The organism is Pseudomonas sp. PDM14 (genome assembly GCF_014851905.1).
In the GTDB taxonomy this organism is placed as follows: Bacteria; Pseudomonadota; Gammaproteobacteria; order Pseudomonadales; family Pseudomonadaceae; genus Aquipseudomonas.
In genome coordinates this window covers 1,047,687-1,060,887 of record NZ_JACVAQ010000002.1, presented here as the reverse complement: position 1 = coordinate 1,060,887, position 13,201 = coordinate 1,047,687, and the positions used below count along the sequence as shown (strand labels likewise).

The 13,201-nt window shown below is 66.7% G+C and carries 12 protein-coding genes; 8 read left to right on the top strand and 4 right to left on the bottom strand.

Annotation, left to right across the window (positions count from 1 at the left end):
• Positions 1 to 453 precede the first annotated feature (453 nt).
• The 4 genes from IB229_RS17485 (at position 454) to IB229_RS17470 (ending at position 4,578) form a co-directional block, all read left to right on the top strand.
• Positions 454 to 1,173: a response regulator gene (locus IB229_RS17485; RefSeq protein WP_192331182.1), complete on the top strand. Its 720-nt coding sequence runs from the start codon at positions 454 to 456 to the stop codon at positions 1,171 to 1,173.
• Between the two features lie 3 nt (positions 1,174 to 1,176).
• Complete coding sequence (locus tag IB229_RS17480) at positions 1,177 to 1,716, top strand: GNAT family N-acetyltransferase (protein ID WP_192331181.1); 540 nt, start codon at positions 1,177 to 1,179, stop codon at positions 1,714 to 1,716.
• Entirely contained in the window at positions 1,713 to 3,329 is a 1,617-nt protein-coding gene (locus IB229_RS17475; protein WP_192331180.1) for an ATP-binding protein, read from the top strand. Before IB229_RS17480 ends, IB229_RS17475 begins: the two co-directional genes overlap by 4 nt.
• 229 nt (positions 3,330 to 3,558) lie before the next feature.
• Complete coding sequence (locus IB229_RS17470; protein ID WP_192331179.1) at positions 3,559 to 4,578, top strand: alpha/beta fold hydrolase; 1,020 nt, start codon at positions 3,559 to 3,561, stop codon at positions 4,576 to 4,578.
• Between the two features lie 73 nt (positions 4,579 to 4,651).
• On the opposite strand, the gene glpD is transcribed toward IB229_RS17470, so the two are convergent.
• Together glpD and IB229_RS17460 are read right to left on the bottom strand one after the other, a co-directional pair.
• Positions 4,652 to 6,178 (bottom strand): glycerol-3-phosphate dehydrogenase, encoded by a 1,527-nt coding sequence (gene glpD, locus IB229_RS17465; RefSeq protein ID WP_192331178.1) that lies wholly within the window; start codon positions 6,176 to 6,178, stop codon positions 4,652 to 4,654.
• A 139-nt stretch (positions 6,179 to 6,317) separates the two neighbouring features.
• Complete coding sequence (locus IB229_RS17460) at positions 6,318 to 7,076, bottom strand: DeoR/GlpR family DNA-binding transcription regulator (protein WP_192331177.1); 759 nt, start codon at positions 7,074 to 7,076, stop codon at positions 6,318 to 6,320.
• Between the two features lie 174 nt (positions 7,077 to 7,250).
• Here IB229_RS17460 and ybaK point away from each other — a divergent pair, with 174 nt between their 5' ends.
• The 4 genes from ybaK (at position 7,251) to IB229_RS17440 (ending at position 11,014) form a co-directional block, all read left to right on the top strand.
• Positions 7,251 to 7,721 carry a Cys-tRNA(Pro) deacylase gene (ybaK, locus tag IB229_RS17455; protein ID WP_192331176.1) on the top strand — a complete coding sequence of 157 codons (471 nt, stop codon included), beginning with the start codon at positions 7,251 to 7,253 and terminating at the stop codon, positions 7,719 to 7,721.
• A gap of 99 nt (positions 7,722 to 7,820) precedes the next feature.
• Positions 7,821 to 9,308, top strand: a complete 1,488-nt coding sequence (gene glpK, locus IB229_RS17450) for a glycerol kinase GlpK (protein ID WP_192331175.1) — start codon at positions 7,821 to 7,823, stop codon at positions 9,306 to 9,308.
• Positions 9,309 to 9,359: 51 nt separating this feature from the next.
• The gene (locus IB229_RS17445) at positions 9,360 to 10,139 is read left to right on the top strand and encodes a substrate-binding periplasmic protein (protein ID WP_225579168.1); all 780 of its coding nucleotides are present in this window, start codon (positions 9,360 to 9,362) and stop codon (positions 10,137 to 10,139) included.
• A gap of 95 nt (positions 10,140 to 10,234) precedes the next feature.
• Positions 10,235 to 11,014 carry a PhzF family phenazine biosynthesis protein gene (locus IB229_RS17440; RefSeq protein ID WP_192331174.1) on the top strand — a complete coding sequence of 260 codons (780 nt, stop codon included), beginning with the start codon at positions 10,235 to 10,237 and terminating at the stop codon, positions 11,012 to 11,014.
• Between the two features lie 30 nt (positions 11,015 to 11,044).
• Here the strand turns inward: IB229_RS17440 and IB229_RS17435 are convergent, their stop codons facing one another.
• Together IB229_RS17435 and argF are read right to left on the bottom strand one after the other, a co-directional pair.
• Positions 11,045 to 12,151: an ABC transporter ATP-binding protein gene (locus IB229_RS17435; protein ID WP_192331173.1), complete on the bottom strand. Its 1,107-nt coding sequence runs from the start codon at positions 12,149 to 12,151 to the stop codon at positions 11,045 to 11,047.
• Entirely contained in the window at positions 12,148 to 13,068 is a 921-nt protein-coding gene (gene argF / locus IB229_RS17430) for an ornithine carbamoyltransferase (protein WP_192331172.1), read from the bottom strand. Before argF ends, IB229_RS17435 begins: the two co-directional genes overlap by 4 nt.
• Positions 13,069 to 13,201: the final 133 nt, after the last annotated feature.

The following is a 13,201-nucleotide window of genomic DNA, read 5'->3' as shown; positions in this document are numbered from 1 at the left end:
ACTTTTTTGGTTCGGGGTGTGGACCGAAAGCGTGCAAATGTGCTTGTGGGGTTTTCCGTGCAAAACCCAACATGTAGGTGTTTGCTGCGATGGGGATACAAGATAGTGCGGTGTGCTGGCGAAGGCAAGCTGACAAAACACCAATGCCTGTGGATAAATCTGTGGGTTACTTTGGGGTAACTTTGCCAAGCCCCCGCGATTACTGGGATGAGCCCGGGTAAGCCGTTCGTCGAGGTGCCTGACGGTTTTTTTCAGCACGCGCGAAGCTCTTTTGTCTCATCGCAACAGACACAATATGTAGGGTCTTTGTGCATGCCTGAATCTGCCGTCTGGAGTAGCCTGCCGGCGCCCTGGCCAGAGTTGGTGCAGGGCCGTGCAAGCGCGCCGTGCAGGAGTGCGTATTGCTACAATCGCCGCCTGCTTCGAGCGGCATATAGATAGGTAGGAGGGCGTGTGGAACAGGAAGCCTGGCAGATCCTGATTGTCGAGGATGACCAGCGGCTGGCCGAGCTGACCCAGGAGTACCTGGAGAGCAACGGCCTGAAGGTGGCGATCGAGTCCGATGGCGGCAAGGCGGCGGCGCGCATCCTGCGCGAGCAGCCCGACCTGGTGGTGCTCGACCTGATGCTGCCCGGCGAGGATGGCCTGTCCATCTGCCGCAAGGTGCGCGGCCAGTACGACGGCCCGATCCTGATGCTCACCGCGCGCACCGACGACATGGATGAAGTGCTTGGCCTGGAGATGGGCGCCGACGACTACGTGTGCAAGCCGGTGCGCCCGCGCGTGCTGTTGGCGCGCATCCGCGCCCTGTTGCGGCGCAGCGAGAGCAGCGAGGCGCCGAGCGAAACCCAGCGGCGCCTGCAGTTCGGCCAACTGGTGATCGACAGCGCCCTGCGCGAAGCCTGGCTGCGCGAGCAGAGCATCGAGCTGACCAGCGCCGAGTTCGACCTGCTCTGGCTGCTGGTGGCCAACGCCGGGCGCATCCTCTCGCGCGAGGAGATCTTCACCGCGTTGCGCGGCATCGAATATGACGGCCAGGACCGCTCCATCGACGTACGCATCTCGCGCATCCGCCCGAAGATCGGTGACGACCCGATGCACCCGCGGTTGATCAAGACCGTGCGCAGCAAGGGCTACCTGTTCGTCGCCGAAGCCGCCGAAGAGCTGGCCTGAGCCATGTTCCCGACCTTTACCACGGCGCGCTTCGTCCTGCGTGAAATCCTTCAGGCGGATATCGATGCCATCTATAAAGGGCTGTCGGACCCGCGCGTGGTCGAGCATTACGGTGTGTCCTACGACTCGCTGCTGGCCACCCAGACGCAGATGGACTGGTACCGCCAGTTGCAGGAAGAACAGGAAGGCCTGTGGTGGGGCATCTGCCGCCCGGACGCGCCACAGACGCTGATCGGTGCCTGTGGGGTCAATGACTGGGAGCGCGCGCACCGGCGTATCGAGCTGGGCTACTGGCTGCTGCCGGAGTTCTGGGGCGATGGCGTCATGCGCGAATGCCTGGCGCCGGTGATCGAACACGCGTTCACGGTGATGAACGTGCACCGCGTCGAGGCGGTGGTGGTGCCGCAGAACATAGGCAGCTGCCGTCTGCTGGAGCACCTGGGCTTCGTCCACGAAGGCACGCGCCGCGAGTGCGAACTCAAGCACGGGCGCTTCAACGATCTGGACAACTACGGCCTGCTGCGCCCGGACTGGCATCCATGAACACGATTTTCCTGCGCATCTACGGCGGCATCATCGCCGCGCTGGTGCTGGTGGCGCTGCTCGGCGTCGGCGCCCTGCAGCTGACCAACGAGCTGCGCAGCGACCAGTACCGCGAGCTGCTGGCGCGCGGCACCTTCCGCCTGATGGCCGATAACCTCGAGCGCATGGAGGAGGTCGACCGCCGCCGCGCGCTGGTCACCTGGAGCCGCCTGCTCGGCGTGCCGCTGGCACTGGAGCCGCTGTACAGCGAGCCGCTGGATGGCCGCGCCCGCGGCCAGCTGTTGCGCGGCCAGGTGCTGGTGGAACAGACCGGGCCGCACGCGGCCAGGGTCTACAGCCTGGTCAGCAGCGACCAGCAACTGGTGCTCACCGCCGAGGTCGAGCAGATCAGCGAACAGCTGGCGCGCGCCACGGTGTACCTGTTGATGGACGAACTGGTGCGCTACCCGATTGTCGAGCAGCCGCGACGCCTGGCCGAGTTGAAGGAGGCCAAGCAGTTCGGTTTCGATCTGCGCCTGGTCACCCTGGAAAAGGTCGACCTCGACGACGATCAGCGCCGCCGCGTGGACGAGGGCGATACCGTGCTGGCGCTGGGCAAGGGCGGCGACTCGATCCGCGTCATCGCCGGCATGGTCGGCACGCCCTGGGTGCTGGAAGTCGGCCCGCTGTTCCAGATGAACCCGTACCCGACCGAACTGCTGGTGCTGATCGGCGTGCTCGGCCTGAGCCTCACCGGGCTGATCCTCTATCTCCTGGTGCGCCGCCTGGAGCGCCGCCTGCAGGGCCTGGAGCAGGCCGCCGCGCTGATTGCCGGTGGCCACCTGGAAACCCGCGTGCCGACCCTCGGCGCCGACTCGGTAGGCCGCCTGGCTTCGACCTTCAACGCCATGGCCGAGCAGCTGCAGCGCCTGCTGAGCATGCAGCGCGAGATGGTTCGCGCCGTCTCTCACGAGCTGCGCACGCCGGTGGCACGCCTGCGCTTCGGCCTGGAGATGATCGGTGACGCCGAGACCGACCAGGCCCGGCAGAAGTACATGACCGGCATGGACAGCGACATTCAGGAGCTGGACAAGCTGGTCGACGAGATGCTGGTCTATGCCCGCCTGGAGCAGGGCTCGCCGGCGCTGAGCTACCAGATGGTCGACCTGCGCGCGCTGCTCGAGCAGGTGATCGCCGAACTGGCGCCGTTGCGCGCGGATGTGCGCGTCGAGTTCGCCGCCTCGCAGAGTGCGCCCGACGGCAGCACGCTGGTCGAGGCCGAGCCGCGCTATCTGCACCGCGCGCTGCAGAACCTGGTGAGCAACGCCCTGCGCCATGCCGACTCGCGCGTACGGCTGTCCTACCGCATCGGCCGCAAGCGTTGCCGTATCGATGTCGAGGATGACGGCCCCGGCGTGCCGGAAAGCCACTGGGAACACATCTTCGCGCCATTCCTGCGCCTGGATGACAGCCGTACGCGGGCCTCTGGTGGCCACGGCCTGGGCCTGTCCATCGTGCGGCGGATCATCTACTGGCACGCCGGTCGTGCACACATCGGCCGCAGCACCGCTCTCGCCGGCGCGCAGTTCAGCCTGGTCTGGCCACGCACGCAGCCCGAGGGAACGTCGTTCTAGAGGGCTTCGCGCTTCCGCTTTTATCCCCTCTCCTCCGGGAGAGGGTTAGGGTGAGGGGCGCGCTCCTATGACCAGCTTCCAGCCCGCCCCTTCACTTTTTGCCCAGCGAAGGCTCCAGCTCGACCGTTCGGCAGGCTTCATCAAACTGTCACGGTTGTGTGGCAGCGCGCGTCTACGGATGACGGCAGACTCCTGCTCCATTGGGGTTCTGCGTTCCGGGTATTTTGTGATGCGTGCGTTTTTTCTGTTGGCTGCGTTGTTGTGCGGCTTGCCGTCCTTTGCGGCCTCCCGTTGTGATGTGAACGTGCCGGTGGCGACCGCGCCGGTGGGCGACGTGCGCCTGGCCTACCAGAGTGTCGGCCGCGACAGCGACCCGGTGCTGCTGCTGGTGATGGGCCTCGGTGGGCAGCTGATTCACTGGCCCGACGAGGTGGTGAGCAGCCTGTGCGAGCAGGGCTTTCGCGTGGTGCGCTTCGACAACCGCGACGTCGGCCTGTCCAGCTGGGTTGCCTCGCCGCCGGTGCCGAGCCTGGCCTACGAGGCAGTGCGCTACCGCCTGGGGCTGAGCGTCAGCGCGCCTTACAGCCTGCGCGACATGGCCGGCGATACCCTGGGCCTGATGGATGCCCTCGGCGTGCAGCGCTTTCATCTGCTGGGCGCGAGCATGGGCGGGATGATCGCCCAGCACGTCGCCGATATCGCCCCGCAGCGGGTGGAAAGCCTGACCCTGCTGATGACCAGCTCCGGCGCGCCTGGTTTGCCCGCACCGCACGCCGCGCTGCTGGAGCTGCTGGCTCGCCGCGAGGCGCCGAGCCGCGACGCCGCCATCGCCCAGCAGGCCGACCTGCTGGCCGCGCTCGGCAGCCCGAGCATCGCCAGCGACCGTAACGGTTTGCTGCACGAAGCAGCGCTGTCCTATGACCGCGCGTTCAACCCGCAGGGCGTGCAGCGGCAGATCATGGCGATCCTCGCCGAGCCGAGCCGGGTCGACCTGCTCAATCGCCTGCGCGTGCCGACCCTGGTGGTGCACGGCACGGCCGACCCGTTGCTGCCGGTGATGCATGGCGTGCACGTGGCGGCGCATATAAAGGGCAGTGTGCTGAAACTGATCCCGGGCCTGGCCCATCGCTTCCAGCCGGCGTTCAAGGCGCCGCTGCTGGCCGCAGTGCTGCCGCACCTGCGCGCCCATCGCCTGGATGGCGAGCAGCAGCTGGCGCAGATGGGGGATGCCGGGCCGCAGCCGTTGTAGGCGCGCCCCACGCGCACTAGGACGCCACGATGTGTTTGTGGTGCGCACGGCGCACCCTGCGGCGATTGCGCGATCAGGCGCTAGCCGGGAGCACCTGGCGTGAATTGCTCAGGTAGTCGCGCAGACGGGTCTGCTGGCCGGGTGTCATGAACAGGCCGAGCTTGGTCCGCCGCCAGAGAATGTCCGCCGCCTCGACTGCCCACTCCTGCTCGCGCAGGTAATCGACCTCGCGGGCATACAGGCCGGCGCCGAGGTTTTCACCGAGGTCGCCGATCTGTCGCGCGCCTTCGACGATGCGCCAGGCGCGGCTGCCATAGGTGCCGGCCCAGCGCTGGGCCAGTTCGCGCGGCAGCCAGCCATGCCGGGAACACAGCTGCTCGACCAGCACCTCGCGGCTGCTCATCTGTTCGCCGCCGGGCAATGGCGCCTCGGCGGTCCAGGGCGGGCACAGGTGTGGAAAGTACGGTGCCAGTTCCGTCAGCGCCGACTCGGCCAGCTTGCGGTAGGTAGTCAGCTTGCCGCCGAACACCGATAGCAGCGGCGCTTCGCCGGCCTGGGTACTGAGCGCCAGGGTGTAGTCGCGAGTCACGGCGGCGGGGTCGTCCGATTCGTCGTCGCACAGCGGGCGTACGCCGGCATAGGTGTGCACGATGTCATCGCGGACGAGCTGGCGCTTGAAGTGGGCATTGACCACCTTGAGCAGGTAATCGGTCTCTTCCTCGCTGATCGCCACCTTGGCCGGGTCGCCCTGGTATTCGCGGTCGGTGGTGCCGATCAGGCTGAAACGCTCCAGCCAAGGAATGACGAAGACGATGCGCTGGTCCTCGTTCTGCAGGATGTAGGCCTGCTCCTGATCGTGCAGGCGCGGCACCACGATATGGCTGCCCTGGATCAGGCGGATACCGTAGGGCGCCTTCTGCTTGAGGTCGTCCTGGATAAAGCGCGCCACCCAAGGGCCGGCGGCGTTGACCAGGGCGCGGCTGCGAATCGAGAACAGGCTGCCGTCGCTGCGTTCCAGATGCAGGTGCCACAGGCCCTTGCTGCGCCGCGCGCTGACGCAGCGGGTGCGGGTGTGGATGTGCGCGTTGCGTTCGCGCGCAGCCATGGCGTTGAGCACCACCAGGCGTGCGTCGTCGACCCAGCAGTCAGAGTATTCGAAGCCGCGGCCGATCTCCGCCTTGAGCGGGCTGCCGGCGCCGAAGCGCACGCCGTTGGAGCCGGGCAGTTTCTCGCGCTTGCCGAGGTGGTCGTAGAGGAACAGGCCGGCGCGAATCATCCACGCCGGGCGCAGGTGCGGGCGGTGGGGCAGGATGAAACGCATGGGTTTGACGATGTGCGGCGCTTTGGCCAGCAGCACCTCGCGCTCGGCCAGCGCCTCGCGCACCAGGCGGAATTCGTAGTGCTCAAGGTAGCGCAGGCCGCCGTGGATCAGCTTGCTGCTGGCCGACGAGGTGTGGCTGGCCAGGTCGTCGCGTTCGCAAAGGAACACCGAGAGGCCGCGCCCGGCAGCATCGGCGGCGATGCCGGCACCGTTGATGCCGCCACCGACTACGGCGAGGTCATAGATTTCAGCGATGGGAGGCGTTTGGCTGAGGGGCATGGCAAGCACCGGAGAGTTTTAAAATGAACATTAATGTTCGTTTCCGAAAATATGCTAGTCGAAGCCAGCTGCTCGCGCCACCCCGAAAGCGGGCCGCACGTCAGATCGTCCCAGGGATTCGGGCGCCGTGAACGCGCCGTCAGACGACGTTGAGCTGGATCTTCCGCTCGGTGAGCAGGCGCGCCAGGGCGGGCGAGGGTGGGGCGTCGGTGTAGACGCGGTCGACCAGGCTGATCGGGCCGAGGCGAACCACGGCGTTGCGGCCGAACTTGCTGGAGTCGGCGGCCAGGTAGACCTGTCGTGCGTTGTCGATGATCGCCTGGGAGACACGCACTTCCTGGTAATCGAAGTCGAGCAGGCTGCCGTCTTCGTCGATGCCGCTGATGCCGACCAGGGCGAAGTCGACCTTGAACTGGTTGATGAAATCGACCGCCGCCTGGCCGACTACGCCGCCGTCGCTGCGCACCGTGCCGCCGGCCACCAGCACTTCGAAATCCGGCTTGGTGCTGAGTTGCGCGGCTACGTGCAGGTTGTTGGTGATCACCTTCAGGCCCTTGTGGTTGAGCAGGGCGCGGGCGATGGATTCGGTGGTGGTGCCGATGTTGATGAACAGCGAGGCGTGATCGGGGATCTGCGCGGCGATAGCTTCGGCGATGCGCTGCTTGTCGTCGCGCATCAGCCCGGCGCGCATGGCGTAGGCGGTGTTCTGCGTGCTCGAGCCATCGCTGGCGGCACCACCGTGGGTACGCCGCAGCAGGCCCAGTTCGGCCATCTGGTTGATGTCGCGGCGAATGGTCTGCGGGGTGACGGCGAAGGCCGCGGCCAGTTCGTCGATGCTGACGTAGCCGCGTTCGCGGGTGCGTTCGAGGATGCTGTGCTGGCGGGGCGGGAGGCTCATGGGCGGTCCTTGGTCTGTCGCGCGGCATTATAGCGAGGTGTGGTCGGCTGACGATTCTTGTGACCGGCCGTTAGGCGTTACGCTATGGCCGTCGCGGTACGACGTTAAAAACTGCTCCTGGCAGTTTTTTCCGCTAAGGTAGCGCAATTCATCGAACAATTTTCACATTCGAACATGACTCCAGCCATCGATCTGTTGAAGAAGGCCAAGGCCGTACACAGCGTGCACAGTTATGCGCACGATCCCAAGGCGCCGTCCTACGGTTTGGAAGCGGCGGAAAAGCTCGGTATCGAGCCGCAGCGGGTGTTCAAGACCCTGCTCGCCGCCAGCGAAAAGGGTGAGCTGCTGGTCGCCGTGGTGCCGGTGGCCGGCACCCTCGACCTCAAGGCCCTGGCCCAGGCGGCGGGAATCAAGAAGGCCGACATGGCCGACCCGCAGGCCGCGCAGCGGGCCACCGGCTACCTGGTCGGTGGCATCAGCCCGCTGGGGCAGAAGAAGCGCCTGCGTACCTTCATCGACGCCTCGGCGCAGCAGTACCCGACCATCCATGTCAGCGCCGGCCGGCGCGGCCTGGAGGTGGAACTGGCCGCCGAGGTGCTGGCGCAGCACACCCAGGGCCATTTCGCCGATATCGGCCGCGGCTGACGGTGTAGACGCCGGCTGCGCTTGCACATGATCGACTGCCGGGCCGCTCGCGAGGCCCGCACGGTTTGAATGCCACCCCATAACAACAAGGAAACCTGCATGACCCACTACCTGCTTGCCATCGACCAGGGCACCACCAGTTCCCGTGCCATCGTCTTCAGTGCCCAGGGCCTGCCCCTGGCGCGCGCGCAGCAGGAGTTCAAGCAGTACTTCCCCAAGGACGGCTGGGTCGAGCACGACGCCGAGGAGATCTGGCTGAGCACGCTCAAGGTCTGCCGCCAGGCGCTGGCCCAGCAGGGCGTCAAGGCCACGGACATCCGCGCCATCGGCATCACCAATCAGCGCGAGACCACGCTGGTGTGGGATGCCAAGACCGGCGAGGCGATCCACCCGGCCATCGTCTGGCAGGACCGGCGCACCGCCGACTACTGCGCCTCGCTCAAGGATGCCGGCCATGAAGACCTGGTCAGCGAGCGCACCGGCCTGCTGATCGACCCGTACTTCTCCGCGACCAAGTTGCGCTGGACCCTGGAAAACGTGCCCGGCGCCCGCGAGCGGGCCGAGCGCGGCGAACTGCGCTTCGGCACCGTCGACAGCTTCCTGCTGTGGCGCCTGACCGGCGGCAAGGTGCACCGCACCGACGCCAGCAACGCCTCGCGCACGCTGCTGTTCAACATCCACAGCCAGCAATGGGACGACGACCTGCTGGCGCTGTTCGACATCCCGCGCAGCCTGCTGCCCGAGGTGCTCGACTGCGCCGCCGAGTTCGGCGTGACCGACGCGGAGCTGCTCGGCGCGGCAATTCCGGTGCTGGGCATGGCCGGCGACCAGCAGGCTGCGCTGATCGGCCAGGCCTGCTTCAGCCGCGGCATGGTCAAGAGCACCTACGGCACCGGCTGCTTCATGATCCAGAACACCGGCAGCACGCCGGTGGTGTCGAAGAACCGCCTGCTGACCACCGTCGGCTATCGCCTCAAGGGCGAAGTCACCTACGCCGTGGAGGGCAGCATCTTCGTCGCCGGCGCCGCGGTGCAGTGGCTGCGCGACGGCATCAAGCTGATCAGCGATGCGCGCGACACCGAGCCATTGGCCGAGCAGACCGGCGACTCCTGCGGCGTATACCTGGTGCCGGCGTTCACCGGTCTCGGCGCGCCGTACTGGGACCCCAAGGCGCGCGGCGCGATCTTCGGCCTGACCCGCGATACCGGGATCAAGGAAATCGTCACCGCCGGCCTGCAGTCGGTCTGCTATCAGACCCGCGACCTGCTCGAAGCCATGCGCCAGGACGGCGCCGCCGAGCCCAGTGCGCTGCGCGTGGACGGCGGCATGGTGGTCAACAACTGGGTCATGCAGTTTCTCGCCGACATTCTCGGCGTGCCGGTGGAGCGCCCGCAGGTCACCGAGACCACGGCACTGGGCGTGGCCTACCTGGCCGGGCTGCAGGCCGGGCTGTACCGCGACCTGGAAGAGATCGCCAGTCACTGGCACCGTCAGCACCGCTTCACCCCGCGGATTGACGCCGCTCATCGCATTCGCCTCTATGAGGGTTGGCTGGATGCGGTAAAGAGGGTGCGCAGCGAGGCGTGATGGCTGTACAACGGTAGAGATCGTCGGCTTCACGGAACGGAGGACGCACGCATGCCCAATCGAAGTGCTTCGAGACGCCTGCGTAACAGCCTGCAGGGAATGCTGCTGAGTACCGGCCTGCTCGGCGCCGCGCAGGCGGAAACCCTGGTCATCGCCGGGGACATCTGGTGCCCGGTGAACTGCGTGCCGGGCTCGGCGCAGCCCGGCATCTTCGTCGAGCTGGCGCAGGAGATCTTCGCCGAGGCCGGTATTCAGGTGCAGTACCAAACCCTCAACTGGGCCCGCACCCTGCGCGAGGTGCGCGCCGGTGAACTGAATGCGGCGATCGGCGCCGGTGTCGAGGACGCCCCCGACTTTCTCTTCACGCCCACGCCCGTGGCGCAGTCGCGCTACTGCTTCTACACGCGCACGGACTCGACCTGGGATTACCGTGGCGTGACGTCGTTGCCCGGCCAGCGCCTGGGCGTGATCAACGACTACAGCTACGGCGAGCAGTTGAACGCCTACGTGAAGAAGCACGGCAAGACCGATCAGGTGCAGGCCGTGGCCGGCGACAACGCCCTGGAGCTGAACCTCGGCAAGTTGCAGCGCGGGCGGCTCGACGTGGTGTTGGAAAACAGCTGGGTGATGCAATCGACCCTGGCCAGTGCCGGGCACGAGCCGCTGCGTGAGGCCGGTTGCCGCGAGCCGGACGTGCCGATCTACCTGGCGTTCTCGCCGACCCATGTCCACAGCAAGCGCTATGTCGACCTGTTCGAGCGCGGCTTGCAGCGCTATCGCGCCAATGGCCGCCTGCAGGCGTTGCTGGTCGAGTACGGCGTGAAAAAGTGAGTGTTATGGCGTAATCGCGGCGGACTGTATGGCGCGGGGCGGGTCGCCAAGCTGGCATGCTGACGGTCTTCATCTGCAACAGGAATGCCTCGTCCATGCCCCTCGAATTCCACCAGATCGATGCCTTCACCCAGCGTGCTTTCAGCGGTAATCCCGCGGTGGTCTACCGCCTCGACACCTGGCTGGCCGACAGCCTGATGCAGCAGATCGCTGCCGAACACAACCAGGCGGAAACCGCCTTCGTCGTGCGCGACGGTGCACGCTGGCACATTCGCTGGTTCACCCCGGCCGCCGAGGTGCCGCTCTGTGGCCATGCCACCCTGGCCAGCGCCCATGCACTGTTCGAGATCTACCGCGAGCCGGGCGAGCGCCTGGACTTCATCTGCCAGTCCGGCGCGCTCAGCGTCACTCGCGAGCAAGGCCGTCTGGTGCTGGATTTCCCCACGGCCAGGTTGACGGATGCGCCGGTCACCGCCGAACTGGAGCGGATTCTCGGGCAGCGCGTGGTGGCAGTGCAGCAGGGCGCCGAGCTGATGGCGGTGCTCGAATCGGAGCAGGCGGTGCGTGCCTGCTTGCCGGATCTGGTGGCGCTGGCGCAGTTGCCGGGGCTGGGGGTGATCGTCACTGCGCCGGGCGAGGCGCACGATTTCGTGTCGCGCTACTTCGCCCCGGGTATCGGCATCAACGAAGACCCGGTGACCGGTTCGACCCATTGCGCGCTGATTCCCTACTGGGCGGCGCGCCTGGGCAAGAGCGAGCTGCTCGCCTACCAGTGCTCGGCACGCGGCGGCGAGCTGCATTGCCGGCTGGCGGGCGAGCGGGTGAAGATCGCCGGCCATGCCGTGCTGGTCAGCAGCGGAACGCTGTTCATCTGAAAGAAAATGGGCGGCCAACGCCGCCCTGTCTCAGCTGCCGCTGTAGCGGCGGACGCCGGATTCCTTGAGGCTGACCTGCGCAGCGACGCTGCCCTGGGCGGCGAACACCACCAGGTGGTCGGCGGCGACGCGAATGCCAACGTGCTGACCGGGCGCGTGGTCGGCGTGGCTGGGGAAGATTGCCTCGAGCTGGGTGCCGGTCGGCAGTTGCAGGCGGTACAGGGTGGCGGCGCCGAGGAAGGTCTTGCCGACGATCTGCGCCTGCAGCGGGCTGTCCGGGGCGTAGACGATGTCGTCGGGGCGCAGCAGCACGTCCACCGCACTGCCTTCCGGCCAGGTGTAGGCACGGTTGCCGCGGATCACGCCGAGCTCGGTCTGCACCGTGTCCGGGGTCAGCAACTGACCGCGGATGAAGTAACCCTGGCCGACGAAGCTGGCGACGAAGGGCGTGGCGGGCTCGTGGTAGAGGTTGTAGGGCGTGTCCCACTGCTCCAGCCGGCCATCCTTGAATACGCCGACCTGATCGCTGACGGCGAAGGCTTCTTCCTGGTCGTGGGTGACCAGGATAGCGCTGGTGCCGCGCGCCTTGAGGATGTCGCGCACCTCGTGGCTGAGGCGCCGGCGCAGTTCCCCATCGAGGTTGGAGAAGGGCTCGTCGAGCAGCAGCAGCTGCGGCTCCGGCGCCAGGGCGCGGGCCAGCGAGACGCGCTGCTGCTGGCCGCCGGACAGCTCGTGCGGGTAGCGCTTGCCGAGCTGGGCGAGGTTGACCAGTTCCAGCAGCTCATGGGTGACCTGCTCGCGCTGTGGGTGCTTGCGGATGCCGAAGGCGACGTTCTCGGCCACGGTCAGGTGTGGGAACAGGGCGTAGTCCTGGAACACCATGCCGATCCGCCGTTTCTCCGGGGCGAGGGTGAAACCGGCGCGGGAGATGACCTCCCCGGCCAGCTGGATCTCGCCCTCGTGCACCGGCTCGAAGCCGGCGATGGCGCGCAGCGTGGTGGTCTTGCCGCAGCCGGACGGGCCGAGCAGGCAGCCGATATCGCCGGCGTTCAGGTGCAGGTTGAGCTGCTGCACCACGCGGTGTTCGTGGTAGCCGCAGGCGAGCCCGCGCAGGCTGAGAAGCATCGAATGGCTCATGCGTGGTGGTACGCCGGTTCAACGAGAAGTTCGAGCAGCGCCTTCTGCGCGTGCAGGCGGTTTTCCGCCTGGTCCCAGGCGAGGGCGCGCGGGTCGTCGAGCAGGTCTTCACTGATCTCCTCGCCGCGGTGGGCGGGCAGGCAGTGCAGGAAGATCACCGACGGATCGGCGGCATCGAGCAGGGCGCGACTGACCTGGTAGGGCTTGAACAGGGCGAGGCGCTCGGCGGCTTCCTCTTCCTGACCCATGGAGGTCCACACATCGGTGCTCACCAGGTGCGCGCCGGCCACGGCTTCACGCGGGTCACGCACGATGCGCACGCGCTCGCCTGCGGCGGCGAGGAATTCGGCCTTGGGCTCGTAGCCTTGTGGGCAGGCGATGCGCAGCTGGAAGTCGAACTGCTGCGCCGCTTCTATATAGGTGTTGCACATGTTGTTGCCGTCACCGACCCAGGCCACGGTCTTGCCGGCGATGCTGCCGCGCTGCTCGATGAAGGTCTGCATGTCGGCCAGCAGCTGGCAGGGGTGCAGGTCATCGGACAGGCCGTTGATCACCGGCACCTGCGAGTGGGCGGCGAACTCCGTGAGGGTACTGTGGGCGAAGGTACGGATCATCACCGCGTCGAGCATGCGTGACATGACCTTGGCGCTGTCGGCGATCGGCTCGCCACGGCCGAGTTGGGTGTCGCGCGGCGAGAGGAAGATGGCCTGGCCGCCAAGCTGGATCATGCCGGCCTCGAAGGACAACCGGGTACGGGTGGACGCCTTCTCGAAGATCATCCCCAGCACACGATTTTTCAGCGGTTCGAACAGCACGCTGCGCTTGCGCAGATCCTTCAGCTCGATAGCGCGACGGATCAGACTGCCCAGTTCCTGGGGAGTACAGTCCATCAACGAGAGAAAGTGTCTAGCGCTCATCATTAACTACCTTAATTCAACAACGAGTCGCCGTTCCGGGAGCAGGAAACAATGGAAAAAAGCAGACCGGACAGCGGCTGGAGCCGCGTGGGGGCGACAAACGGGGAAGGCGGATCTTATCCGCTAATGTCGC